22 protein-coding genes are annotated in these 25,593 nt (G+C 69.4%); 12 read left to right on the forward strand and 10 right to left on the reverse strand.

From position 1 onward, the window contains the following. Positions 1 to 76: 76 nt before the first annotated feature. Positions 77 to 334, reverse strand: a complete 258-nt coding sequence (locus ACZ5WE_RS18945) for a DUF5133 domain-containing protein (protein ID WP_467694676.1) — start codon at positions 332 to 334, stop codon at positions 77 to 79. A 91-nt stretch (positions 335 to 425) separates the two neighbouring features. Further along, entirely contained in the window at positions 426 to 1,364 is a 939-nt protein-coding gene (locus ACZ5WE_RS18950; RefSeq protein ID WP_467694674.1) for a LysR family transcriptional regulator, read from the reverse strand. Positions 1,365 to 1,437: 73 nt separating this feature from the next. Here ACZ5WE_RS18950 and ACZ5WE_RS18955 point away from each other — a divergent pair, with 73 nt between their 5' ends. Beyond that, complete coding sequence (locus ACZ5WE_RS18955) at positions 1,438 to 2,277, forward strand: EamA family transporter (RefSeq protein ID WP_467694672.1); 840 nt, start codon at positions 1,438 to 1,440, stop codon at positions 2,275 to 2,277. Positions 2,278 to 2,428: 151 nt separating this feature from the next. Here ACZ5WE_RS18955 and ACZ5WE_RS18960 read toward each other — a convergent pair whose 3' ends face one another. Further along, the gene (locus ACZ5WE_RS18960; protein WP_467694671.1) at positions 2,429 to 3,337 is read right to left on the reverse strand and encodes an RNA polymerase sigma factor SigF; all 909 of its coding nucleotides are present in this window, start codon (positions 3,335 to 3,337) and stop codon (positions 2,429 to 2,431) included. A 306-nt stretch (positions 3,338 to 3,643) separates the two neighbouring features. On the opposite strand from ACZ5WE_RS18960, the gene ACZ5WE_RS18965 reads away from it, so the two are divergent. Continuing rightward, a complete protein-coding gene (locus ACZ5WE_RS18965) occupies positions 3,644 to 4,804 on the forward strand; it encodes a PP2C family protein-serine/threonine phosphatase (RefSeq protein ID WP_467694669.1) in 1,161 nt (386 codons plus the stop codon). Between the two features lie 87 nt (positions 4,805 to 4,891). Here ACZ5WE_RS18965 and ACZ5WE_RS18970 read toward each other — a convergent pair whose 3' ends face one another. After that, positions 4,892 to 5,389: a MarR family winged helix-turn-helix transcriptional regulator gene (locus ACZ5WE_RS18970; RefSeq protein WP_467694668.1), complete on the reverse strand. Its 498-nt coding sequence runs from the start codon at positions 5,387 to 5,389 to the stop codon at positions 4,892 to 4,894. A gap of 418 nt (positions 5,390 to 5,807) precedes the next feature. On the opposite strand from ACZ5WE_RS18970, the gene ACZ5WE_RS18975 reads away from it, so the two are divergent. Both ACZ5WE_RS18975 and ACZ5WE_RS18980 read left to right on the forward strand, forming a co-directional pair. After that, entirely contained in the window at positions 5,808 to 6,551 is a 744-nt protein-coding gene (locus ACZ5WE_RS18975) for a FadR/GntR family transcriptional regulator (RefSeq protein WP_467694666.1), read from the forward strand. Positions 6,552 to 6,722: 171 nt separating this feature from the next. Continuing rightward, complete coding sequence (locus ACZ5WE_RS18980; RefSeq protein ID WP_467694664.1) at positions 6,723 to 8,186, forward strand: exo-alpha-sialidase; 1,464 nt, start codon at positions 6,723 to 6,725, stop codon at positions 8,184 to 8,186. Between the two features lie 53 nt (positions 8,187 to 8,239). Here ACZ5WE_RS18980 and ACZ5WE_RS18985 read toward each other — a convergent pair whose 3' ends face one another. Both ACZ5WE_RS18985 and ACZ5WE_RS18990 read right to left on the reverse strand, forming a co-directional pair. Next, complete coding sequence (locus tag ACZ5WE_RS18985) at positions 8,240 to 9,856, reverse strand: VWA domain-containing protein (protein ID WP_467694663.1); 1,617 nt, start codon at positions 9,854 to 9,856, stop codon at positions 8,240 to 8,242. Between the two features lie 18 nt (positions 9,857 to 9,874). Next, positions 9,875 to 11,077 (reverse strand): AAA family ATPase, encoded by a 1,203-nt coding sequence (locus ACZ5WE_RS18990; protein WP_467694661.1) that lies wholly within the window; start codon positions 11,075 to 11,077, stop codon positions 9,875 to 9,877. A gap of 213 nt (positions 11,078 to 11,290) precedes the next feature. On the opposite strand from ACZ5WE_RS18990, the gene ACZ5WE_RS18995 reads away from it, so the two are divergent. After that, the gene (locus ACZ5WE_RS18995; RefSeq protein WP_467694659.1) at positions 11,291 to 13,702 is read left to right on the forward strand and encodes a phosphoketolase family protein; all 2,412 of its coding nucleotides are present in this window, start codon (positions 11,291 to 11,293) and stop codon (positions 13,700 to 13,702) included. Positions 13,703 to 13,759: 57 nt separating this feature from the next. After that, positions 13,760 to 14,377 carry a TOPRIM nucleotidyl transferase/hydrolase domain-containing protein gene (locus ACZ5WE_RS19000; RefSeq protein ID WP_467694657.1) on the forward strand — a complete coding sequence of 206 codons (618 nt, stop codon included), beginning with the start codon at positions 13,760 to 13,762 and terminating at the stop codon, positions 14,375 to 14,377. A gap of 32 nt (positions 14,378 to 14,409) precedes the next feature. On the opposite strand, the gene ACZ5WE_RS19005 is transcribed toward ACZ5WE_RS19000, so the two are convergent. Beyond that, positions 14,410 to 14,652, reverse strand: coding sequence for a DUF6411 family protein (locus tag ACZ5WE_RS19005; RefSeq protein ID WP_467694656.1), 243 nt, complete (start codon positions 14,650 to 14,652; stop codon positions 14,410 to 14,412). Positions 14,653 to 14,826: 174 nt separating this feature from the next. Here ACZ5WE_RS19005 and ACZ5WE_RS19010 point away from each other — a divergent pair, with 174 nt between their 5' ends. Beyond that, a complete protein-coding gene (locus tag ACZ5WE_RS19010) occupies positions 14,827 to 16,050 on the forward strand; it encodes a phospholipase D-like domain-containing protein (RefSeq protein WP_467694654.1) in 1,224 nt (407 codons plus the stop codon). A 20-nt stretch (positions 16,051 to 16,070) separates the two neighbouring features. Here the strand turns inward: ACZ5WE_RS19010 and murJ are convergent, their stop codons facing one another. Both murJ and ACZ5WE_RS19020 read right to left on the reverse strand, forming a co-directional pair. Further along, positions 16,071 to 17,753 (reverse strand): murein biosynthesis integral membrane protein MurJ, encoded by a 1,683-nt coding sequence (gene murJ, locus ACZ5WE_RS19015; protein ID WP_467694653.1) that lies wholly within the window; start codon positions 17,751 to 17,753, stop codon positions 16,071 to 16,073. Between the two features lie 307 nt (positions 17,754 to 18,060). Continuing rightward, the gene (locus ACZ5WE_RS19020) at positions 18,061 to 19,137 is read right to left on the reverse strand and encodes a methyltransferase (RefSeq protein ID WP_467694651.1); all 1,077 of its coding nucleotides are present in this window, start codon (positions 19,135 to 19,137) and stop codon (positions 18,061 to 18,063) included. Positions 19,138 to 19,327: 190 nt separating this feature from the next. On the opposite strand from ACZ5WE_RS19020, the gene ACZ5WE_RS19025 reads away from it, so the two are divergent. The 5 genes from ACZ5WE_RS19025 to ACZ5WE_RS19045 all read left to right on the forward strand — a co-directional run bounded on the left by ACZ5WE_RS19025 (position 19,328) and on the right by ACZ5WE_RS19045 (position 24,433). Then, a complete protein-coding gene (locus ACZ5WE_RS19025; protein ID WP_467694649.1) occupies positions 19,328 to 20,320 on the forward strand; it encodes a GlxA family transcriptional regulator in 993 nt (330 codons plus the stop codon). Positions 20,321 to 20,468: 148 nt separating this feature from the next. After that, entirely contained in the window at positions 20,469 to 21,098 is a 630-nt protein-coding gene (locus tag ACZ5WE_RS19030) for an isochorismatase family protein (protein WP_467694647.1), read from the forward strand. Between the two features lie 116 nt (positions 21,099 to 21,214). Further along, positions 21,215 to 21,292: a 50S ribosomal protein bL37 gene (locus ACZ5WE_RS19035; RefSeq protein ID WP_370443954.1), complete on the forward strand. Its 78-nt coding sequence runs from the start codon at positions 21,215 to 21,217 to the stop codon at positions 21,290 to 21,292. A 156-nt stretch (positions 21,293 to 21,448) separates the two neighbouring features. Continuing rightward, on the forward strand, positions 21,449 to 21,859 hold the full coding sequence (locus ACZ5WE_RS19040) for a VOC family protein (RefSeq protein ID WP_467694645.1): 411 nt from the start codon (positions 21,449 to 21,451) through the stop codon (positions 21,857 to 21,859). A gap of 180 nt (positions 21,860 to 22,039) precedes the next feature. Next, a complete protein-coding gene (locus ACZ5WE_RS19045; protein ID WP_467694644.1) occupies positions 22,040 to 24,433 on the forward strand; it encodes an ATP-binding cassette domain-containing protein in 2,394 nt (797 codons plus the stop codon). Positions 24,434 to 24,878: 445 nt separating this feature from the next. On the opposite strand, the gene ACZ5WE_RS19050 is transcribed toward ACZ5WE_RS19045, so the two are convergent. Continuing rightward, a complete protein-coding gene (locus ACZ5WE_RS19050; protein ID WP_467694642.1) occupies positions 24,879 to 25,169 on the reverse strand; it encodes a hypothetical protein in 291 nt (96 codons plus the stop codon). Positions 25,170 to 25,593: the final 424 nt, after the last annotated feature.

Consider the following 25,593-nt stretch of genomic DNA (forward strand, 5'->3'; position numbering starts at 1 on the left):
CTCAGGGAGGAACTCAGGGAGGAACACGTCGATCGGCCGCATCGGGGTGCGGCCGATCGACGGTACCGGTAGTCCGTCAGCGGGGTTCTTCCCCCGACAACCCCGACAACCCCGACAGCAAAGAGTCGTCGGCGGGGCGGACGCCGGGCAGGTGATGGCTCGCGGCCACCAGGGCGGCGTCGATGTCGCTGGTGCCGGTGGCCAAGCACAGGCTGTAGGCGACGTCTTCGTACTCCTGGCGGCTTGCGGCGCTTCCCTGGTCGGCCCGCAGCACGGCCAGGGCCTTGTAGCGTTCCACCAGGTCTTCCAGGACCACGGGGTGTGCCAACAGCATGAGCATCCTCTCTCGGGGGTGCGATACGACCATCGCTTCGCCCATGTGCCCGTGGCGGAATCGATCAATCCGCGGTGGCGTGAGGCGAGGGTCACTTCGGCGAGGACTCCGCCGACGCCCCGGTGTGCGCCGATGCCGCCTCGCGCAGGGCGTGCAGTCCGGCCGCCACCAGCGGATGCGCCGCGCTGCCGCGCCGCACGGCGGTCAGGAAGCGTCGCGTGGGAACAGGCGTACCCCGCAACGCAACCCGTGTGACCGCGTGTTGGGGGAGCGGCACGATTCTTGGCATGAGGCAGATGCCGAATCCCGCAGCGACGAACGAGGAGACCGCGTACCACTCCTTCACCTGATGGGTGATGCGGGGAGTGAAGCCGGCCGCCGTGCACGCCGCCATCACCAGCGGGAAGGTGTCGTTGTTCGGCTTCTTCACGATCCATGACTCCCCGGCGGCCTCCGCGAGTTCGACCCCTTCGGGCCGGGCGAGCCGGTGCCCTGCGGGGACCAGTAGGTCCTGGCGGTCGGTCAGCAGCGGAGCCTGCTCGAAGCGGGCGTCTGTGACGGGCGGCGCGTCGGGGCCGGGCAGCACGAGGGCCACGTCGGCCTCGTCCGCGAGCAGCAGCCGGTAGCACTCGGCGCTTTCTTCCTCGACGATCAGCGACTGGACCAGCGGGTGGGTCTCCCGCAGCCGGGCGGCGGCCGGAGCGCCGAGCGCGGCCAGCGCCGAGGACACCCCGCACATCCGCAGCGTGCCCTGCGCGCCCCGGGCGCTCGCACCCTGCTGAGCCAATTCGGCCTGGGCCGACTCCCATTGCACCCGCAGAGCCTCGGCGTGCCGCAGAACGACGTACGCGGCAGGGGTCAGGCGGACGCGTCGTCCCTCGGGGCGCAGCAAGTCCACGCCCAGATCGCGGGCCAGCAGCCGCAGTTGCTGGGAGACGGCGGAGGGAGTCAGGTGCAGGGCCTCGGCGGTCGCGGTGACCGTGCCGAGCTCGGCGAGTGCCTGGAGGACGTGCAGCCGGTGGTCAATCATGTAGGCAAGCCTAAAGGGATTCGTGCGCATTCATTTGCTGGACGTGCATGTTCTGGGTGCGGAGGCTGGACGCATGACGAAGTTTCCCGCCCCCGGGCTGATGCTCGGCAGCGTGCTGAGCCTCCAGTTCGGGCAGGCCCTGGGCAAGCAACTCGCCGATGCCGTCGGGGCGCCCGGAGCTGTGGCCATGCGTCTCGGCCCGGCCGCGGTGCTCCTGCTGCTCCTGTACCGGCCCTCGCTGCCCCGCAGCCGTACGGAGGTGGCCCTGGTCCTCGGCTTCGGGACAGCGATCGCCGGGATGAACCTGATCTATCCCGCGCTGCTCCTGCTGCCACTCGGACTGGCCAGCTCCCTCCAGCTTCTCGGCCCGATCACCTTGGCGGTGCTGACCTCGCGCCGTTGGCGTGACGCGGGCTGTGCTGTCCTGGCCGGATGCGGGGTGTGCCTCTTCCACGTCCCGCACGGCGCCGGTTTCCCGATCCGGGGAGTGCTGCTCGCGCTGGCCGCAGGGGCATCCATGGCCGCCTACCTTCTCCTGAGCAAGAAGGCGGGAGCCCGGAGCGCAGGGGGTGGTCCGCTGGCCCTGGCGGTGACCTGGGCGGCAGTGCTGACCATCCCGCTGGGTGTGGCGGGCCCGGGGACCGAACTGCTCGCCCCTCGGATTCTGCTGCTCGGAACCGCCCTGGCCGTGCTGTCGGCGGTCATCCCGTACTCCCTGGAGCTGGCGGCTCTGCGGCGGCTGCCGGTCCGTACGGTGAGCGTCCTGACCAGCCTGGAACCAGCGAGCGCGGGCTTGGCGGGCGTACTGATCCTGGGCGAGGACCTGGGCGTCACGCAGTGGCTGGCGCTGGCGTGCGTGGGAGCGGCGAGCGCGGGGGCGATGGCCCGTCCGCGATCGCGGTACGGCCCATGAGCTTCCCCTGGAGCCGGCCTCGGGGCGCTCCTCGCTCTGGTGCTGCCCCGAGGCCCGCAGTTGGCGACCCGTCAGCGTCGCTGTGCAGGTGATGACGCGTGCACGTGAGGGACGCGGGTAAGTGGAGGGGTGTGTTCAGGTGGCCGGTGGCTCAGGCCAGCATTCCCCTGCGGAGCTTGGTGAGGGTGCCGGTGAGAAGACGGGAGATGTGCATCTGCGAGACGCCGAGTTCGGAGCCGATCTGCGACTGGGTCATCTCCTGGCCGAAGCGCATTTCGAGGATGCGGCGCTCCCGGTCGTCGAGTTCGTCGATGAGCGGTGCCAGGGTGTGCAGGTTCTCCACCACTTCCATGGCCGGGTCCGGTTCGCCCATCACGTCGGCCAAGGTGCGTGTCGGAGTGGTCGCGCCCTCACCGCTGTCCGTGGGCGCCTCCAGGGAACCGGCGGTGTAGCCGTTCGAGGCGACGAGGCCGTCGATGACCTCTTCTTCGGTGATCGACAGGTACTCGGCGAGCTCCTTGACGGTCGGGTCATGGTCCAGATGGGCGGAGAGCTGCTCCTTGGCCTTGGCGAGCTCCACGCGCAACTCCTGGAGCCGGCGCGGCACATGCACGGCCCAGGTGGTGTCCCGGAAGAACCGCTTGATCTCGCCGAGAATGTAAGGCACGGCGAAGGTGGCGAACTCGACCTCGCGGCTGAGGTCGAACCGGTCGATCGCCTTGATGAGGCCGATGGTGCCGACCTGGACGATCTCCTCCATGTCGCCGTTGCCGCGATTGCGGAACCGGCGGGCCGCGAACTGCACGAGCGTCAGGTTCATCTCGATAAGGGTGTTGCGTGCGTACTGGTATTCGTGCGTGCCCTCTTCCAAGGTCTGAAGCTTGTCGAAGAACAGCTTCGACAGGGCTCGGGCATCCTTCGGGGCAACCTTGTCCGTGTCCTCGATCCACGGCAGTTCACCCTCGCCGGCAGACACCCCGCCCGGGACGGACACCTCGCCCAAGGTCAGCGTCTCGTCGTTTCGTACGGTCTCGGCAGCGTGTTCAGAGATCAGTGACATGGTTCTAACTCCCCTGGTCTACGAAGCTTCCTCGTACCGCCTCTGCCCCGGCTTGTGGGAGGCATGTGCGTTGACCCAATTTTTCTTGCTGTGGGGAAATAGTTGTCTCCGTGCATCGTACGATGTGAGAGGTTGCCCGGCGTCAGGCCAGGCAGTCGCCCGAGCCTGACAGCCCAGCCACCGGAGTGACTCCTCGGCCGCGCCGTGTTGGACTGAGTGCATGTCCCCATACGCCGAAGGCCGACGGACCGGGGGCGCTGTCGGCCGGGTCCTCAATTCGGCGTGGCTTAGTGAGAAGCAGGAAACGTGGACAGATTCGCTGTCGTCGAGCGGGCGCTGCGCAGCGCGGCGCCCCATTTGCTGCTCGATGTCGTGACGGGGGCGTTGCGGGAGCAGTACGGGGTCGAGAGGGTGGAACTGCGGCTCGCCGACTACGGCTTGACGACCCTCCAGATGGTGGAGGACGTGCCGTTCACCAGAGAGTCGGTACCCATCCATGACAGCCCGCAGGGCAGAGCCTTCGGTGCCCAGGAACCACGCGTCGAGTCGAGGACGGACGGCGCGACGACCATCCATCTGCCGGTGACCGTCCGGGGAGACCGGATGGGTGTACTCACCCTCACCATTCCTGAAGCGCGCTACGAACAGGCCTGTCTGCCGGAGATGCAGCGCATCTGTGAGGCGCTGGGCCACGAGATCCGGGTCGCCGAACGCGACACCGATCTGTACCTTCTCGCGCGCAGGGCCGTCCGCCTCACTCTCGCCGCCGAGATGCAGTGGCAGTTGCTGCCGGGCCGCTCCGTGTCGCGTCCGGAGTTCCAGCTGGGCGCCCATCTGGAGCCCGCGTACGCGATCTTCGGTGACAACTTCGACTGGTCGGTCTCGCCGCACCACCTCACGCTCACCGTGACCAACGGAATGGGCCACGGGATGGAAGCGGCACTGCTCACCAACCTCGTGGTGAACGCGTTGCGCAACGCCCGCCGCGCCGGCCTGGATCTTCCCGGCCAGGCGAGCCTCGCCGACCAGGCCGTGTACGCGCAGTACCGGGGCGAGTTGCACGCCTCCGTCCTGCTGCTGCGCTTCGACCTCGCCACCGGCGAAGTGGAGGCCGTCGACGCCGGATCGCCCCGTATGTGGAGGTATCGCGGGCGAGCGGTCGAGTCCGTCGACTTCGACGCGCAACTCCCCCTCGGGATGTTCGAGGAGACGGTCTACGTCGCGGAGCGCCTGCGACTGGAGCCGGGTGACCGCATCCTGGTGGGCAGCGACGGGGTCTACGACAGCGTCTCGAAGGCGGGGGAGCGGTACGGGGAGCGGGCTCTCGCCCGGTCCCTGTCGGCGCATCGTCTGCTGCCGGCGTCGCAGGTGCCGCAAGCGGTTCTTCGTGATCTCGGAGAGTACCGAGGTTCGTTGCCCCTGGACGACGATGCTCTCGTGGTCTGCCTCGACTGGTTCGGACGGTAGACGAGGACGGTAGACGAGGGCGGAGGAGTCGGGGGGCGGAAAAAGGAGAGTGCAGGACGAGCCGGCCTGAGCGCTCAGCGGCCTGATCTAGCCGACCGAGCGCCAGGTTCTGGCTCCGTCGTCGTCCTGCTCGGACGCGGTCGCCACATCACGAAAACCTCTGAGCCCTTCGAGCAGGGCGCGGCGTGCCTTGGGCGGCATGGCGTCGATGGTGGCCATCAGTATGCTCTCGCGCCGCTTTCGCAGGTCGGCGAGGTAGGCCCTGCCATGGCTGGTCAGCCGGAGCTCCAGTTCCCGTCGGCTGACCGGACTGGGCGTACGTTCGATCAATCCCGTGGCCTGGAGCCGGTCGCACAGGCGGCTCACCGAAGGGGGAGCCGAACCCAGAGCCTCGGAGAGCATGCGCAGGTTGATGCCCTCCTCGCGGTCCAGCGCGTAAAGGAGGCGCAACTGGGACGGAGAAACCGGTCCGGTCGGAACGGCCTCACGTCCCCGTTCCCACATGACTTCGAGCAGTTCGATGAACTCGGAACCCGCATGAGCCGCATCCCGGGACCTGCGATCGGGTTCGGGACTCAGACCCATATCGATGACACTCCGATCGGCGTTGTCTCACTTGTACATCTTGCCACCGGGGCACGGTCCACACCCCGTTACCCGTTCGGCCGGCAAGGACACTCAGGTCGCGGAGCCCGGGGACCGTACGTGCGATGGGTGAAAGCTCCGTGAGACCGCGTCGACCCCAGCGAACTTCGCTCAGCTGATGGGGCACGGTGCTAGGGGCGCCGGCAGAGCACGCGGCACCGGATCGCATCTCGGCGCGGGCGGTTGTGCGAGGAAGCATAGTGGAAACCGGCCTGGGCTTCGCTGGCCGGTCGATGATTCGAGGACCGACTCACCGCCAGGTGTGCCCAGGGCACGGATCCCCCTCATGCGTGAGACGTCAGATGTCTGATGCCTTGATAGCGTGGGAGCCGCCCTGGGAACCGAGAGAGGTCAAGAGGTGGGGAGTTCACCCGCGTCCGGCGCGAAGCCCGGTCGGCAACTGCTTCGGCAGGAAGTCGTGGAGGGCATCAAGCGCCACATCATCGAGGAGCGACTGCGCCCCGGTGACCCGCTGCCCACCGAGCCGGCCCTGTGCGAGGCGTTGGGCGCCAGCCGCTCCAGCGTGCGCGAGGCCGTCAAGATCCTGAACGCCCTGGACATCGTCGAGGTCCGCCATGGCCACGGCACCTATGTCGGCCGGCTGAGCCTTTCGGCCCTGGTGGAGAGCCTGACCTTCCGCGGGCTGCTCTCGCCGGGCGACGACTTCCAGGTCCTCGCCGACCTCGTCGACGTACGCGAACTCGTCGAGCGCGGGCTGGCCGACCGGATCGTCACCGCGCTCGGCTCCGGCCAACTCGACGCGCTGGAGCGCCTCGTGGCTGCCATGCGCGAGGGCGCGGGGGAGGGGCGCGGCTTCATGGAGGCGGACCGGGCGTTCCACGCGCTGCTCGTGGAACCGCTCGGCAACGAGCTCGTCGAGCAGCTCTCGATGGCCTTCTGGGATGTGTTCGCGATCGTCGCGCCGCGTCTGGACGGCTTCACGCACGCCGACGAGACCGAGACCATCGCCGCGCACCAGAGCATTGTGGACGCCGCGCGGGCCGGTGACGTCGCCGCCTTCATGAGGTCGCTGGGCGAGCACTACGCGCCGGTGCGGCGCCGGATCTCCGAGGCCCGCGCCCAGGACGCCGCGCAGGCCTGACCCGGTCGTACGCGACGCCTGACCCGGTCGTACGTCCTTGACCCCACCCTCTTCGCCGCGCGCGCCGCCGCTCCGGTGCCGGTCTTGATCGCGACGATGGATGCGATCTGCCTGCCCTCCACCTGCGTCAGCGCATACGACCACTACGCGGAACCCAAGGATGGATCGTCCATGCAGCGAAGAACCCCCCTCGCCCTGCTGTCCGCCGCGGCGCTGGTCATCACCGCGAGCGGAACCGCGAACGGCATCGAGCACGACATCGCGCACGGCGGCCCCGCCGCCTCGGGTGAACTGACCTCCCAGGACCTGACCGTCAACGGAGTGGGATCGCCGTACTACCGCATCCCCGCCCTGACCACCTCGGTGGAGGGCACGCTGCTCGCCGCCTACGACGCCAGGCCCACCCTGGGTGACCTGCCGGGCAACCTCGGCGTCGTGCTGCGCCGGAGCACCGACGGGGGCCTGACGTGGAAGGCGCAGCAAGTGGTGCGCAAGGATGCCGCGCCCCGGGGGCACGGCGACCCGAGCCTGCTCGTCGACCGCACGACCGGCCGGATCTTCGTGTTCTACGCCTCCTCGGCGAACCGGGGCTTTTCCGGCTCGGGCACCGGCAACGACGAGCGCGATCCGGACATCCTCCAGACCGACTACAGCTACTCGGACGACGACGGCGTGACGTGGACCCATCGCCGTATCACCGCGCAGATCAAGGACCCTGCCTGGGCCGGCATGTTCGCGGCCTCCGGCGAGGGCATTCAGGTGCGGCACGGACCGCACACGGGCCGGCTGATCCAGCAGTACGCCATCCGCATCAACGGCGCCAACTACGCGGCCAGTGCTTACAGCGACGATCACGGGGCCACGTGGAGCATCGGCAATCCGGTCGGTCCCGGCGGCGACGAGAACAAGACCGTCGAGCTGTCGGACGGCAGGATCATGCTCAACAACCGTTCGAAGCCGTACCGCACGATCGCGTACTCGACCGACGGCGGGGTGAACTACACCCCGTTTCAGCAGGACACACGGCTCACCGATCCCGCGAACAACGCCTCGGTCATCCGGTACGACGCCGAGGCCCCGGCCTCGCATCCGCAGTCCTCGTGGCTGCTGTTCAGCAACACCGAGGACGCGGCGGCGCGGCGCAACCTCACGGTGAAGATGTCCTGCGACAACGGCAGGACCTGGCCGATCAGAAAGGTCGTCGACGCCGGCAGCGCGGCCTACTCGACGCTGACCAAGCTGCCGAACGGGCGCGTCGGACTGCTCTACGAACGCGGCGACTACGACCACATCACCTACGCGTCCTTCGACCTGGACTGGCTCGGCGGCACCTGTGCGGACATCACGATCGCCCCGCCCGCGACCCTGAAGGCGGGCAGGAGCGGGAAGGTGGAGGTGCGGGTGGTCAACCGGATGGACACACGTCGCGCTCGGGGCACCCTCGATCTCACGGCGCCCGGCGGATGGACGACGCGCCAGGTCGCCGTCCCCGCGCTCGACCCGGGCGAGGGGGCGACCGTCAAGGTCCCCGTCACCGTGCCGTCGGACGCCTCGGGCAGCGTCGAACTCACCGCCACTTACCGGACGGGCGGCAAGCGGGCCTCGGGCAGGGCGACGGTGGCGGTCACTCCCTAGGCCCGGAGCGAGCGTCGAGGGGCGGTGACACTCCCGCCCGCACGTGGCAGAGGTCAGATCACGCGGAAGAGGTCGGCGGCCGCATGGATGTCGGTGAGGTCATCGACAGCCCGGAGGTTGTCGCACAGGGCATCGAGGACCGAGCCGGCTTCGGCGGCCGGCGGGGCGCCGATGGCCACGCCGAAGACGCGGAAGCCCAGCCGGCGTTTGGCGTCGTTCCAGCCGCGTGTCCATGCCTCGGTGACGCCGCATTCGTCGTCGGTGAGCATCACGATGTCGCCCCGCATGCGGGCGGAGTCGTCGAACTCCTCCTCAAGGAGCTCGGCGGCTGCCGACAGCGGCCTCTGGTAGCTGGTGCCGCCACCAAGGAAGGTCTCCGCGAAGTCGATGACCCGGGCGATGTCTGTGGACTCGTCGGTGGGGAAGCGGAAGACCTGGAGCTTGTCGGCCGCGGCGAACAGGATGCCGACGAAGTCACGCCCGGCTTGGCGGGCCTGATCGAAGAGCGCCAGGGCGCACGCCTTGGCCCACGCCTCCCGGGTGACTCCGCCGGGCCCCTCCACGTACATGGAGTGTGAGGTGTCCACGCACGCGATGACGGCGCCCTTGCCGGTGGACTGCTCCCCTTGGCTGTCGTAGAGCATCAGTTCCCCGGCTGCGTAGCGCGCGGCGAACACCGCACGCAGCTCGGGCAGGCCGAGGTTGGCCAGCTCGGAGGGGATGACGCGGGAGAGGTCGTCGCCGAGCGTGACGCCGACCAGCTCGCCGGTGGTGTTCTCGACCTTGCGGGCGCGCTCGCCCTCGGCCATCTGCCGGAAGCGGCCGATGAGGTCGGCCCACTGTGCGAGACGGCTGGTGCGCAGCCGCTCGGCGAGCCGGGCGCGCTGTGCGAACGGCATGCGCTCCAGTTCACCGGGGCCGACACCCCAGGCCCGCATCAGTGCGACCTCCTCCCGCACGGCTTCGGCGGCCTTCGATGCCGCGTTCCGCACGCCGGAACGGATACCGGGGGCCGCCGTGGCGATGGCCTGTTCCGCGTGCTGGGAGGCCTGCCGCGCCTCCGCGTCGGCGGACTCGGCGGCCTCGATGGCCAGTTGGAGGGCGTCGGCGGCGGGGGTGTGCACGGCGCCGTCCTCATGGGCTCCGTCAGCGGCCCGCTGGAGCGCCTCGTCCACGGTGGCTGCCGCGTCCTCGGCGGCCTGCCGGGCCGTGTTCGACCGCTCGGCTTGTTCCTGGGCGTCGCGGGAGTGATCGAGGAGCCGGCGCAGGGCCGGGGCCTGGGCGAGGACGGCCATGGCGGCGGCGTAGGGGTCACCGGTTGTCTCCCGGTGCAGCTCGGCGAACTCCGGTGACTCCATCAGGGAGGCCACGACCTGGTGGTTGACCAGCCGGGATGGAGCCATCCGTGTGCGCTCGCGCAGCCGCGGGGCGGCTTTGTACGCGGCCAGGAACACGTCGGTCAGGAGGTCGGTGGCCCCGTCGTGCCGGTCGTTCAGTTCCTCGGTGAACTCGCGCAGTCCGGCCGACTGCTCGTAGGTGTCGCGCCACGCGATCTGTTCGAACCGGTCCGCGAGCACGGCCGCGGTGTGCCGCTCGGGAGCGACGGCCAGAGCGAGCCACTTCCCTGCGCGGTTCGCCAGCTCGTCCAGCCTGTCCGATGTCTCGCCCATGCTCCTGATCCCCCGGTGTCAGAACTGGGCCTGCACCATGCTCGCGTCCACGCCGAGTGCCTCGGTGAGAACGCGGGCGCGAACGGCGCGTTGGCGGCCGGTGACGCGGTCGATGGCGGCGGTGGAGCGGCCCGCGCCCGCCGCCTCGGCGCGCAGCGTCTCCAGGCGCTTCCCCGCCGTGGCGAGCTTGTTGTGGGCCTTCTTGATGACCCAGTCGCTCAGCGCCTCGCGGGACTGCCCGGCCATGGCGTCGAGCTGGGTCTCGATCTCCTCGATGGTGTCGGCGAGCTCGAGCGCCTCCTTGGCGTCGGGGTTCACCAGTTGCAGCACCTCGCGCTCGACGGTCGGACGCTCGGCGGGGGAGTCCCACAGCACGTGGGTCAGGACCGAGAGGTCCGTCTCGGCGACCGCCGGGCGGTCGTCGAGGTACGCGGAAGCCTGGAGCAGGCCCACCGCCTGGCGCCAGCGGCGGTCGGACGCGACGAGTTCCTTGCGGCGCAGGGCGGCCCGCAGCGTGCATATCGCGTCCACGATCGCGTCGGGGACATCCACCGCCGGGACGGCTTCGGCCACGGCGTGCCGCAACGCGGCCAGTTCGACCGTGGTCCGTGTCGGTGCCGCCGGGCGGCCTACGGCGGAGCGGACCAGTGCGGCGAAGTTCGAGGGGTCCGCCAGGTAGCCGACCTCGATCCGTACGAGGAGCCGGTCGTAGATCGCGGCCGAGTCCTCCCCGGTGGGCAGTTCGTTGCTCGCCGTGATGGCTCCGATCAGGGGGCAGCGGATGGGCTCGCCCCCGCTCTCGGGGTGGTAGATCCGCTCGTTGAGGTAGCCGAGCGTTTCGTTCAGGGCCGCCGTGGAGCACTTGAAGATCTCGTCGATGAACGCCACATGCGCGGTCGTGGCACGGCCCTCGTAGACCTGGCGGTACTCGCCCCGGGCCAGCGCGGCGACGTCGATGGGACCGAACATCCTCGTCGGCGCGGTGAACTTCGACAGAAGGATCTCCCAGTAGGACGCGCCGTCGACCCGGCCCGTGAGCTCCCGGGCCATCTCGGACTTCGCCGTGCCGGGCGGGCCGAGCACCAACGAGTGCTGTCCGGCCAGAAGCGTCACCACCAGCGTCCGCACCACGTCGGCCCGCTCGTAGAAACGGTCCGACAGCTCGTCGCTGATCGCCCGCAGCCTCTTGGCCGTCTCCTGCGCTTGCGGTGCCCCCACCATGTCGCTCCCTGCCTTTACCCCGCCGGCTCGCTCTCCCGTACGGCCTCTTCGTTCTCCCGTACGGCCCCTTCGCCCGAGCACGATAGCTGTGTAGATCCCTCCCAGGGGGAACCCGGGGGCGCTGTGGACATGCGTCCGGCCGACTCCGGGAGGCGTGTGATCCGGCACGCCGTTACGTTGAGCGAGGCCGGTCATTTATCGGAAGGAACAGCCATGGGCGAACCCGCGGTGAACCCGGCCGCACCCGCCGAACCACCCTCTGATGCCGAACTGCAGGCGCTGGAACGGTACTGGAGGGCAGCGAACTACCTCTCGGTGGGGCAGATCTATCTGATGGACAACGCCCTGCTGCGGCGTCCCCTCGCGGTCGAGGACATCAAGCCACGCCTCCTTGGCCACTTCGGCACCTCGCCCGGCCTCAACCTGGTGCACGTGCACCTCAACCGGGTCATCAGGGCACGGCAGCTGGACACCGTCTGCGTCTGGGGCCCGGGGCACGGCGGGCCCGCCGTACTGGCCAACTCCTGGCTGGACGGAACGTACACGGAGACCTACCCCGACATCACCCGCGACGAAGAGGGGATGACCCGGCTCTTCCGCCAGTTCTCCTTCCCCGGCGGAGTGCCGAGCCATGTCGCCCCCGAGACGCCCGGCTCCCTCCACGAGGGCGGCGAACTCGGCTACTCCCTCTCGCACGCCTACGGCGCCGCGTTCGACAACCCCGACCTGCTGTCGGTGTGCGTCATCGGCGACGGAGAGTCCGAGACCGGGCCGCTGGCCGCCTCCTGGCACTCCAACACCTTCCTGGACCCGGTGCACGACGGTGCGGTGCTCCCGATCCTGCACCTGAACGGCTACAAGATCGCCAACCCGACGATCCCGGCGAGGCTGCCCGAGGGGCAGCTCGAAGACCTGATGAGGGGGTACGGGTACGAGCCCGTGCACGTCACCGGCGATGATCCCATGACGGTCCACCGGGACTTCGCCGCCGCCCTCGACCGCTGCCTCGACCGCATCGCGGCGATCCAGCGCGAGGCCAGGGCCGAGGGAGACGCCGAGCGTTCCAAGGACGCCGTCCCGCCCCGCTGGCCCATGATCGTGCTCCGTACCCCGAAGGGCTGGACCGGCCCCAAGATGGTGGACGGCAAACCGGTGGAGGGCACGTGGCGCGCGCACCAGGTGCCGCTGTCCAACGTCAGGGAGAGCGCCGAGCACCGCCACCAGCTGGAGGAATGGCTGCGCTCCTACCGTCCCGAGGAACTGTTCGACGCCCAGGGGCGCCCGGACTCCGGGCTCCTCGACATCGCCCCGCGGGGCACGCTGCGCCTCGGCGCCAATCCGCACGCCAACGGCGGGTTGCTTCTGCGCTCGCTGCCGCTGAAGCCGCTGGAGGAGTTCGCGGTCGTCGTGGACAAGCCGGGCGGCTCCATGAACGAGCCGACGCGGGTGCTCGGCGGCTATCTGCGGCAGGTGATGGCCGACACCGCCGAGCGGCGCGACTTCCGGCTCGTCGGCCCGGACGAGACCGCGTCCAACCGGCTCGACGCGGTCTACGGGGCGTCCGGAAAGACGTGGCAGGAAGAGATCTACGACGTTGACGAAGACCTCACCCGCCATGGGCGGGTGATGGAGATCCTCTCCGAACACACCTGTCAGGGATGGCTCGAGGGCTATCTGCTGACAGGTCGTCACGGATTGTTCTCCTGCTACGAGGCGTTCGTGCACATCGTCGACTCGATGGTCAACCAGCACATCAAGTGGCTGCGCACCACGCGGGAGCTGCCCTGGCGTGCGCCGATCGCCTCGCTGAACTACCTGCTGACCTCGCATGTGTGGCGCCAGGACCACAACGGCTTCTCGCACCAGGATCCCGGCTTCATCGGACACGTGCTCAACAAGAGTCCGGAGGCGGTACGGGTCTACCTGCCGCCGGACACCAACACCCTGCTGTCCACCGCCGAGCACTGCCTCGCCTCACGTGACTACGTGAATGTGATCGTGGCCGGCAAGCAGCCCGGCTTCGACTGGCTGAGCCTGGACGATGCGCGGGCCCACTGCGCGCGGGGTGCCGGTGTGTGGACCTGGGCCGGCACCGAGACCCCCGATCAGGAGCCGGACGTCGTTCTGGCCTGTGCCGGGGACGTGCCCACCCTGGAGGTGCTCGCCGCCGCGAGCCTGCTGCGCACCCTCCTGCCGGACCTCGCGGTGCGCGTGGTCAACGTGGTGGACATCGCGCGGCTGATGCCGGAGGGCGAGCACCCGCACGGCATGCCGGACGCGGAGTTCGACGCGCTGTTCACCCGCGACAAGCCGGTGATCTTCGGCTTCCACGGCTACCCGTGGCTGGTGCACAGGCTCGCCTACCGGCGCGCGGTCCACCCGCACCTGCATGTCCGCGGATACAAGGAACGCGGCACGACCACCACGCCCTTCGACATGGTGGTCGCCAACGACCTGGACCGTTTCCGCCTGGTGATGGATGTCGTCGACCGGGTGCCGGGCCTCGGCGTCCGTGCGATCGAGGCACGCCAGCGAATGATGGACGCGAGACTGCGCCACCACGCCTATGTGCGCGCACACGGCGTGGACCTGCCGGAGGTGCGGGACTGGTCCTGGCAGGACTGACCGGCGTGCCGGCGAATATCGCGTGCCGTGGCGGCGGGGAAGGTGCAGACTCGCCGCATGGCGGACATGGGGGCGTTCCGGGGCGCGGTCGACGAGTGGGCGGCCGGCGGGCCCGGCGGGCCCGCGAGTGATCTGGCCGGTCAGGTGGGAGTGCGCACGGCGGTCCTGCTGGAAGGGCCGAGTGACCGCGAGGCCGTTGAGGCGCTGGCAGCACGGCGTGGCAGGGACCTGGCCGCCGAGGGGGTCTGCGTCGTGTCGATGGGCGGGGCGATGAGCATCGGCCGTTACACCGAGATCCTCGGGCCGCCCGGGCTCGACCTGCGGCTGGCAGGACTGTGCGACGTGGGCGAGCAGTGCTTCTACGACCGCGCTCTGGAGCGGGTGCGGGCGCCGCGCCGGGACTTCTTCGTGTGCGTCTTCGACCTGGAGGACGAACTCATCCGCGCGCTGGGCACGGCAAGGGTCGAGGAGATCGTCCGGGCCGAGGGCGACCTGCGGGCCTGGCGGACCTTCCTGCACCAGCCCGCACAGCATGACCGGCCCCGGCAGCAGCAGTTGAGGCGCTTCCTCGGCACGAAGAAGGGCCGCAAGATCCGCTACGGCCGCCTCCTCGCCGAGGCCCTCAGCCCGGAGCTGACGCCGGCCCCGCTCGACGATCTCCTCGCGAGCTTGTGAGCCCCGACGCCCCGGACGCCCCCGACGCCGCGTCAGAAGGGCATGCGGCCGCGGGTCCGCCGGCCGGCCGAGCCGCTGCGGCCCACAGCCTTGGAACTGCTGCGGAACGGCTTGCTGAAGAGCCGGCCAAGGATGCCGGGGGCCTTGTTCCCGGCGCGTGAACCGGCCCCCAAAGTGCGCTGGGTTCCCCGCTCGGGGTGCCGGGAGAGACGCGGCACGAAGAAGGCGAGTACGGCCAGAACGATACAGACAGCGACTATGCCGACAATGATCACGAAAAGCTCCCTGTGTCGAGGCGTGACTGCCGTGTTCCCTGCCCGGTGAGGTGTATGCCCGGGCCCCTCACGGCCTCGGCATTCCGACCGGTACAGTCGGCTCGCCGCTCAGCCCGTGCCGGACCGGGCGCCGCGGCCCGATGTTCTCTCCTCGCGTACCGGCCAGGTGATGCCATGACCAGTACGCAGCAGCCGCCCGAGCTGAGTCCGCGGGCGTCCGGCGGCGCCGTCGAACCGTCCGTGGAGGACCGCGTCACGCGGATACGACGGCGTCTCGAGCGGCTGATCGGGATCGCGGCGACCGAGGGAAACGCGCTCACCCCTCTGCGCAACGGCGACGAGATCTTCGCGGCCATGCTCGCCGGAATCCGCCGGGCCGAGCACACCGTGGACATGATGACGTTCGTGTACTGGAAGGGCGACATCGCCCTCCAGTTCGCCGAGGCGCTCGCGGAGCGGGCTCGCGCCGGGGTGCGGGTGCGTCTCCTCCTGGACGGGTTCGGCAGCCGGCTGATCGAGACGGAGCAGCTCGACGCGATGGACCGGGCGGGGGTGCAGGTGGCGTGGTTCCGCAAGCCGCTGTATCTCTCCCCGCTCAAGCAGAATCACCGCTGCCACCGCAAGGTTCTGGTCGTCGACGAGGAGGCCGCGTTCACCGGCGGGGTGGGGATCGCGCAGGAGTGGTGCGGCAACGCCCGCAACGAGCACGAGTGGCGTGACACACACGTCGAGGTCCGCGGACCCGCGGTGGACGGAATGGCCGCGGCGTTCGCACAGAACTGGGCGGAGTGCCACGACGAACTCTTCGACGACCGGGACCGGTTCATCGAGCAGCAGCCGCGGGGCGACGCCATCGTGCAGGTGGTGCGCGGCTCGGCGAGCATCGGCTGGCAGGACATGCAGACCCTGATCCGGGTGATGCTGGAGTCGGCCGAGGACCGCTTCAGGCTGTCCACCGCGTACTTCTCCCCGGACGCGTACTTCATCGAGCTGCTGTGCGACACCGCGCGGCGCGGCGTCGAGGTGGAGATCCTGCTGCCGGGTCCGCACACCGACAAACGGGTCAGCCATCTTGCCGGCCAGCACTATTACGAGGATCTCACCGCGTGCGGGGTGAAGATCTTCCAGTACCAGCCCACAATGATGCACGCCAAGATCATCACCGTCGACGGTGTGGCCGCGCTGATCGGCTCGACGAACTTCAACCGCCGCTCCCTCGATCACGACGAGGAAGTCATGCTCGCGGTCCTCGACCCGGAGTTCACCGCGACTCTGGACGCGTACTTCGACGACGACGTGGCGGTCAGTGAACTGATCAGGCCAGGCCGCTGGAAGAGGCGCTCCGTCGTCCAACGGGCCCGGGAACTGGCCGTCCGGCCGATCCGCCGCTTCCTGTGACGAGCCGTCCCTCGCCGAACTCAGCGCATTCCCGGTAGCCGCCGGAGCTCGCTGACCTTCATCAGCCGTGCGAGGAAGAGGTATGCCAGCAGAGTGGTGAGCACTCCCGCGGCGAGCGCGGCGGCCGTCGGCCACGTTCCGCTTCCCGGCCCGGCGCACGCCTGTGCGGCGGCCCAGCCAAGGCCCGCGGCGGGGGCCGCGGCGCAGAGCAGCTTGCCGTAGGTGCGGCGCAGGCTGCCGTCGTCGATGCGGGCTCCGAGTCTCCTGCGCAGCAGATACGCCGTGAGTGCGAGGCCGGCCAGGTAGGACAGGGTGTAGGCCCCGGCCATGCCGACGACCGCCCAGCGGGCGGGCAGCAGCACATGGCAGGCCGTGGCCAGGGCGATGTTCACCCCCGCGATCCAGGACGCCATGAAGAAGGGCGTACGCGTGTCCTCCAACGCGTAGAAGCCGCGCAGCAGGAGGTACTGGGCGGAGAACGGGATGAGGCCGAGCGCGAAGGCCTGCAGCATGTATCCCGGAGGGCGGGCCGACGCGGCATCCGCCGCTCCGTGGGCGAACAGCAGCGACGCGATCCGCGGCCCCTGGGCGAGGAAGAGGAAGGCGGCGGGCACGATGACCAAGCCACTGATCCGCAGGGCCCTGGACAGATCCGCGCCCAGGTCCTTGACTCGTCCTTCCGCGGCGGCCCGGCTCATGCGCGGCAGCAGAGCCGTCACCAGGGACACGGTCACGATCGACTGCGGCAGCAGCCAGATCGTCTGCGCGTAGGTGTAGGCGGAGTAACCGGCGCCGGCCTGCGGCAGCTCCTGGTCGGCGGCGGTGGCGTAATTCGTGACCACTGTCAGGGCGGCCTGGTTGGCCAGGACGAACAGGAGCGTCCACTTCGCCGCGTGGACGCTCCGGCCCAGGCCGGTGCCCCGCCAGTCGAAGCGCGGCCGGAACCGGAAACCGGCCGCCCGGGCGAACGGTATGAGAGCCAGGGCCTGTACGGCGATACCAGCCGTCGTACCGAGGCCGAGCAGCCGCACCTGGGTGGTGGTGATGTCCGCCACCTGATCGGGGACCGTCATCAGCGTCAGGTAGGCGGCGAACATGCCGACCAGCACGACGTTGTTGAGGACCGGTGTCCACATCATCGCGCCGAACTTCTCGCGGGCGTTGAGGACTTGTCCGTAGATGCTGAACAAGCCGTAGAAGAAGATCTGCGGCAGCAGGAACCTGGCGAACGTCACCGTCAGTTCGAACGCCTCGTGACTGTCCGGGGTGTCGCGCATGTACAGGCCCACGATCTGTGGAGCCGCCCACACCGCGAGCGCCGTACCGACGCCGAGCACGCACACCACGAGCGTGACCAGACGCTGCTCGTAGGCACGGCCACCGTCGGGCTGCGTCGCCCTGGCCCGCACAAGCTGTGGCACCAGGACGGCGTTGAGCGCGCCACCGATCAACAGCGTGTACAGGCTCGTCGGCACGGTGTTCGCCGTGTTGTAGGTGCTGGCCAGCAAGCCCGTGCCAAGGGCCGCGGCTTGCAGCACCTGCCGGATGAGACCCGTCGCCCGCGACACCACCGTGCCGACAGCCATCAGCGACGACGAACGAACCAGCCCGCCCTGCTTCTTCTGCCGCCGAGCGGCGTGCCGCCCCCTTGTTCGCTGCTCCGGCGGCATGGTCCGCGCCGCCGGGCTCGCCCCCTCAACCATGTGGTCAACCTACGTTGCCCGGCAGCCGCGTCCGTTGCCGCCCCACGTCACCCCGTGATGGATCCGGCGTACTCCGGGAAGTCCAGGTCGAAGTCCTCGCTGCTGCGTTGCACGGTGACGACGATCTTCTTGCCGTACTTCGTTTCGAGCACCTCGTCGGAGCAGTGCTTCGTCCAGTCGGCCTGACTGATGTCCTCGTCGGCGCAGTCGACCTTCTTCGACGCGGAGCCCTTCGAGCCGTCCCCACCGTCCGCACCGTCCCCACCGTTCGGTCCGTCCGCACCGTTCGGTCCGTTGTTGGCCGCTCTTATGCCGCTGTTGCCGCTGCTGCCTCGATGAGGCAGAACGGATCCGCCGGCGTCAGCGGGGCCACCGCGGTGAGGGACAGGCCCGCCTTGCGGCACAGGTCCTCGAAGTCGGGCCGGGTCCGTTCCCTGCCACCCACGTTCACCATCATGTTGAGGTCGGTGAGGTACGTGAGTCCGGCCGTTTCGGCGTCCACGACCTCGGGCAGGACCGGCTCCACGATCAGCACGCGTCCTGCGGGCGGCAGCACCTCGCGGCAATGGCTGAGGATCGCCACCGCCTGTTCGTCCGACCAGTCGTGCAGGATGCTCTTCATGAGGTAGACGTCGGAACCTTCGGGAACCGAGCGGAAGAAGTCTCCGGCAACCAAGGAGCATCGCGTCGTGAGCCCCTGGTGCTCCAGCTTCGCCGGTGCCTGGGCCAAGCCCTCCTCCGTGTCGTAGATGACGCCTGTCAGGGCCGGATACTCGCGGAGCACCGCGCTCAGCAAGGTGCCGTCTCCGCCTCCGACGTCGGTCACCGTGGTGAAGCGGCCGAAGTCGAAGGCGTGCGGCAGGACGGCGGCGGTTGCCCTGACGGCCTGGCTCATGGCCGCGTTGAACTCCGCCGACAGATCGGGGAATTCCCTGAGGTGGCTGAAGAAGTCCTTCCCGAAGACCGCGTCGAAAGCCACCTCCCCGGTGCGGACACTCTCGTCGAGGTGTTCCCACGCACGCAGCATCGTCGGCTCGGTGAACATCCGTACAAGTGAGGTGATCGAGTCGGGCCGCCCGGGGTTCAGGGTGGCGCCCGCGGCGGTCACCGAGAAGGAGCCCGCGGTGTGTTCGCGCAGCAGGCCAAGGCTCGCCAGGGCGCGCAGAAGCCTGGTCATGGGCTGCGGAAGCGCTCCGGCGTCGGCCGCGACTTCGGCTGCCGACCGCTCCTTGTCGCCGATCAGCTCCATCACCCGCAGCCGGAGGGCAGCGCGGACGGTCTGCGCGGCCAGGCTTCCGAACGCGAGCTGGGCGACCAGTTCGCGTACGTTCTCGGTGTCGTTCGTGGTGGCGTCGTCCGTTGTGGTGTCGTCGCTGGTGGTCATCGTTGCTTCTCCTCGGTATGAGGCGGCGGTTGTGCCGGTCCGTGCCCCTGACTATGACGACGCCGACAGCGGCCGTATTGGACGAATGTTCCGCCCTGCGCCGTCGCTCGCCCGAGCCGCCCACGGGCATGTCCGGATGTGACAGAGAACCGTCATTGCGGCCATCGGTGGGGGCGGTGAGGATGGGGTCATGCCCACTCCGCACCGTGTCGTCATCGCGGTCTTCCCCGATGTCGACCTCCTCGACGTCACCGGCCCGGCCGAGGTCTTCGCGCTGGCCAACCGGGAGACAGCGGGCCGCGCCGGCTACCAGGTCCGCCTCGCCGGGCCCGCCGCGGGCCAGGTCCGTACGTCGGCGGGTGTGCGGTTGGTGGCCGACCTGGGTTTCGACGAGGTGCGGGGGCAGGTGGACACCCTGCTCGTGCCCGGCGCTGTCGACATGACCGATGACGGCCCGCTCGCCCGCATCGACGCGGACGTCGTGGAGTGGGTGAAGGCCACAGCCCCGCACGCCCGCCGAGTGGCTTCGGTGTGTGTGGGCGCGCATGTGCTTGCCGCGGCCGGACTCCTCGACGGGAAGACGGCGACCACCCACTGGTCGACCGCCGCCCAGCTCGCCGCCGAGCACCCCGCCGTCACCGTCGACCCGGACCCCATCTTCGTACGCACCGACCGGGGCCGGTTGTGGACCGGGGCCGGGATCAGTGCCTGCCTGGATCTCGCCCTCGCGCTCGTGGCCGAGGACCAGGGCGAGGACGTGGCCCTGTCGGTGGCCCGGCAACTGGTGATGTACCTCAAGCGCCAGGGCGGTCAGAGCCAGTTCTCCGTGCCGCTCAGCCGCCCCGCGTCCGCCCGGCGCGACATCGACGAACTGCGTCTGTGGATCGCCGAGCACCTCGACGAGGACCTGTCGGCGGCGACGCTGGCGGCCCGGATGTGCCTGAGCGAGCGGCACTTCGCCCGGGTGTTCAAACAAGAGACGGGCACCAGCCCGGCGGACTACGTGGAAGCCGCCCGCGTAGAGGTAGCGCGCCGCCTGCTCGAGACGACCGACAGCCCGCTCGGCCAGGTCGCGACCGCCGCAGGGCTCGGCTCGGTGGAGACGTTGCACCGTGCGTTCAACCGGCAGCTCGCCACCACCCCGGCGGCCTACCGCCGCCGCTTCCGCATCCAGACCACCTGACGCAGGCGGCGTAGAGGCGAGCCCTGCGGCTTCGCCATGCCTCATGCCGCACCCGCCGCGCAGATCCACCGCGTAAGTCGACCGAGCAAACCCACCACGTAAATCCACCACGTAAATCCACAGCGCGACACGAAAGGCACCCCACCCCATGAGCACGTACACGCCTCAGCCCTCCACCACCCTGCGCGACGTGATCGGCCTGGACAACCAGCCGCCCCGGCTGAGCGAATCCGCACTGATCATGATCGACTTCCAGAACACCTACCGCACCGGCGTCATGGCCCTGGACGGCGCAGAGGAAGCCCTCGCGGCAGGCGCCCGCCTCCTGGAGCGGGCCCGTACGGCGGGCACCCCGGTCGTCCACATCCTCAACGACGGCGGCGAAGGCACCCCCTACGACATCCGCGCACAGATCGGGGCCATCAGCGAGGAGGTCGCCCCGGTGAGCGGCGAAGCGGTCGTGGTCAAGCAGTTCCCCAACTCCTTCCACGCCACCGAGCTGGAGAAGACGCTGACCGGACTGGGCTTCGCCCCGGGCAGCGGCACCCCCCTGGTCCTTGCCGGCTTCATGACCCACATGTGCGTCAACTACACCGCCCAGGGCGCCTTCAACCTCGGCTACCGGCCCACCGTCGTCGCCGAAGCCACCGCCACCCGCGCCCTCACCGCCCCGGACGGCACCGTCCTGCCCGCCGCCGCGCTCCTGAGCGCCGCCCTGACCACGGTCACCGATCTGTTCGGAACAGTTGTGCCCACCGTCGACGGGATCCCTGCCTGAGCGTGAGCCCCTTTCGTGTCATAGGACACGTCATTACCCGGTGTCGTCCTGGGTAGGGGGTGCATGATCGCCTGGGCTGACGCCCAGGAAGCAACACCGGAACCACGGAGGTATCCATGTCCTCGAAGCGACGTCGCAAGAAGAAGGCCCGCCGCAAGAACGGCGCGAACCACGGCAGCCGCCCCCAGTCCTGACGACGGGCGCGGTGATCGGGGGCGGCACCACCTGGTGCCGCCCCCGAAGCATGTCGTGACCTGACCTGACCTGACCTGACCTGACCACACCAGACAAGACCAGACCGGTCAGGAATCGAGAAGCACCCGCCCCGAGCCGCTCCTAGCGTGAACTCCATGGACGTCACCATTCACGCGAGCTTCCTCCCGCACAACGACCCGGACGCCTCCCTGGCCTTCTACCGGGACTCCCTCGGCTTCGAGGTCCGCCACGACATCGGGTACGACGGACTGCGCTGGATCACCGTCGGCCCCGCCGACCGGCCCGGCACATCCATCGTCCTGCAGCCACCGGCCACCGACCCCGGCATCACCGACACCGAGCGCCGGACCATCGACGAGATGATGGCCAAGGGGACCTACGCCTGCGTTCTCCTGGCCACCGCCGACCTGGACGGCACCTTCGCGAGGCTCCGGGCCACGGACGCCGAGATCGTCCGGGAGCCGACCGAGCAGCCCTACGGCATACGCGACTGCGCCGTCCGCGATCCCGCGGGCAATCTGCTCCGCATCCAGGAACTGCGCTGAGGGCGACGGCCCCGCAAACGCGCGCACCGTGCCAACGCCGTCAAGCGGAAGGACAGCGACCCGTTGCCTCAATCATGCCGACGAAGTAGAACCTGACGTATCGCTCGACGATCATCAGATCGAGCCAGGCGGCACCGACGGAGGCCGCGCAGGCGGCTCCGCCCGACAGATGGAGACACCATGAGCCCGGCCAAGAGAAAGACCGCGCAGTCGCCTGCGCTCCACGCTGCCGACAGCCACGACCTGATCCGTGTGCACGGCGCGCGCGTGAACAACCTCAAGGACGTCAGCATAGAGCTCCCCAAGCGACGCCTGACGGTGTTCACCGGCGTCTCCGGCTCGGGCAAGAGCTCGCTGGTGTTCAGCACGATCGCCGCGGAGTCACAGCGGATGATCAACGAGACGTACAGCGCCTTCGTGCAGGGCTTCATGCCGACGCCGGCCCGCCCCGAAGTCGACGTACTCGACGGTCTCACGACCGCGATCATCGTCGACCAGCAGCGGATGGGCGCCGACCCGCGCTCCACCGTGGGCACCGCCACCGACGCCAACGCGATGCTGCGCATCCTGTTCAGCCGGCTCGGCAAGCCGCAGATCGGCCCGCCGAGCGCGTACTCCTTCAACACCGCGTCGGTCCGGGCGAGCGGCGGGATCACCGTCGAGCGCGGCGCCGCCAAGACCAAGACCGTGAAGGCGACCTTCAACCGCACCGGCGGCATGTGCACGCGCTGCGAGGGCCGGGGCTCGGTCTCCGACATCGATCTCACCCAGCTCTACGACGACTCCAAGTCGCTCTCCGAGGGTGCGTTCACCATCCCCGGCTGGAAGTCGGACAGCCGGTGGACCGTGCAGGTCTACGCCCAGTCCGGCCTCGTCGACCCGGACAAGCCGATCCGCAAGTACACCAAGAAGGAACTGCGGGACTTCCTCTACGGGGAGCCCATGAAGGTCAAGGTCAACGGCGTCAACCTCACCTACGAAGGGCTGATCCCCAAGATCCAGAAGTCGTTCCTCGCCAAGGACAAGGAGGGGATGCAGCCGCACATCCGGGCCTTCGTGGAGCGGGCGGTCACCTTCACCACCTGCCCCGAGTGCGACGGCACCCGGCTGAGCGAGGGGGCCCGGTCCTCGAAGATCAAGAGGATCAGCATCGCCGACGCCTGCACGATGGAGATCCGCGACCTGGCCGAGTGGGTCCGCGGCCTCAAGGAGCCCTCGGTGGCGCCGCTGCTCACCGCGCTGCAGCAGACCCTCGACTCGTTCGTGGAGATCGGCCTCGGCTACCTCTCGCTCGACCGCCCCGCGGGCACGCTGTCGGGCGGCGAGGCGCAGCGCGTCAAGATGATCCGGCACCTCGGCTCCTCGCTCACCGACGTCACGTACGTCTTCGACGAGCCGACGATCGGTCTGCACCCCCATGACATCGAGCGGATGAACAAGCTCCTTCTGCGGCTGCGGGACAAGGGCAACACGGTGCTCGTCGTCGAGCACAAGCCGGAGGCCATCGCGATCGCCGACCACGTCGTCGACCTCGGCCCCGGCGCCGGTACGGCGGGCGGAGCGGTGTGCTTCGAGGGCACCGTCGACGGGCTGAGGCGCAGCGACACCGTCACCGGTCGCCACCTCGACGACCGTGCCGCGCTCAAGAAGACGGTGCGGGAGCCCTCCGGCACGCTGGAGATCCGCGACGCCACCCGTCACAACCTCCAAGGCGTCGACGTCGACGTCCCGCTCGGCGTGCTGTGCGTCGTCACCGGCGTCGCGGGCTCCGGCAAGAGCTCACTGATCCACGGCTCCGTCCCCGCGTCCGAGGGTGTGATCTCGGTCGACCAGGCGCCGATCAAGGGCTCGCGGCGCAGCAACCCGGCGACGTACACCGGACTGCTCGAACCGATCCGCAAGGCGTTCGCCAAGGCCAACGACGTGAAGCCGGCGTTGTTCAGCGCCAACTCCGAGGGTGCCTGTCCCACGTGCAACGGCGCGGGCGTCATCTACACCGACCTCGGGATCATGGCCAGTGTCGAGACCCTCTGTGAGGACTGCGAGGGGAAGCGGTTCCAGCCCGCGGTCCTCGAATACACCTTCGGTGGCCGCGACATCAGCGAGGTGCTCGCGATGTCGGTGACCGAGGCGGAGGCGTTCTTCGGTGAGGGCGAGGCGCGTACGCCTGCCGCGCACAAGATCCTTGAACGGCTCGCCGACGTGGGGCTCGGCTACCTCAGCCTCGGCCAGCCACTCACCACGCTGTCCGGCGGCGAGCGGCAGCGGCTCAAGCTGGCCACCCACATGGCAGAGAAGAGCGGCGTCTACATCCTCGACGAACCGACCACAGGGCTGCACCTCGCGGACGTCGAGCAACTGCTGGGCCTGCTGGACCGCCTCGTCGACTCCGGCAAGTCGGTCATCGTCATCGAGCACCACCAGGCGGTCATGGCGCACGCCGACTGGATCATCGACCTCGGCCCCGGTGCCGGTCACGACGGCGGCAAGATCGTCTTTGAGGGCACGCCGGCGGATCTCGTGGCCGAACGCTCCACGCTCACGGGCGAACACCTCGCGGCGTACGTCGGCTGATCAGCAGGATCGTCCCGGCGGAGAGCAGGGGCCGACACCGCCGCCCTTCTTCTCTCGTTTGGGTACGAATCCGCAGATTGCACGCAGACGTTCCATGGAGTCAGTAATCTGCGTCTGACGTTCCATTGAGCCCGTGGCATGCGTATGCCGCGGGCTCACTGCGGGACGCGGGTGAATTCCTGAAGGTGCGGGAGTGGAAAGGATCGTTGGACTGCGCATGAGCGATGCGGGGAACGGGATTCCTTCACCCCGGCCGCCTCGTGCCGGGACAAGAACCGGCGGCGGCGGGGAGGTTGCCTCGCCATCCCCGATCTACGACGCGCTGGTACGCGAATGGCAGGCCCGGAACCGGGAAGTGCCGCGTACGCCGGACCCGCACTCACGCTGGGAGCGCGTCGACCCGCAGGACTTGTTCCACCGGGGCTGATCGGCTGCCGTCGGCGCGTCACGTGAGCGGCGTCGCCGGATGGGTGTGAGTGCTGAGCCAACGACAGACCGCGAGGGCGACCGTGTCGTCGAGCGTGCTCAGCGCGTCGATGGCCTTGGCGTCGTCGGGGTGGGGAGGGATCGCGGCCGTGGTGAGCGTCGCGTGCAGGCTCAGACGGTGCCGGTCGCGGGGCGTGAGCAGGGCCGGGGCCGCCATGTCCAGACGCTGCGCCGGGTCGGGCGGGGGCAGCGGGAAGTCGGCCTCCGCATCCCAGTTGATGGTCGGCAGGATGGTGGCAGGTGAAGTCATGGCGGCTTCCTCACGACGTGCGGGCGATGCCTGTGTCGGACAGGAAGCGGTCGGGCGGCCCTCTGGTTGCACCGGCCCGGCCAAGACACCCGAACGCGCTAATCGACGGGGTCTCGGCGGAGAGGGCCGAACGCGCCGCCCGCGTCGGGCCGTTCCCCTCCGCCCCGGCTGACGACGACGGGCGGATTCGACGCGTACATCACCCGGTAGGTCACCCGGTTCTGGGGCACGCGCTGTCTCCCGTTCCGCGGCGGCGGCCCGACGGCGACCATGATCACAACGGCCGTGATCTCAGGGGAGGCTGCGCGTGCCGCATCCGATCAGGAGACCGCGTACAACCCTTGTGCCTCATCCGGTGTCGAACAGGGCGCCGGACAAGGAACGGGCCCTTTCCGGACACCCTCGCGCCTGCCCGGCCACCTTC

Source organism: Streptomyces sp. NPDC033180 (genome assembly GCF_055577645.1).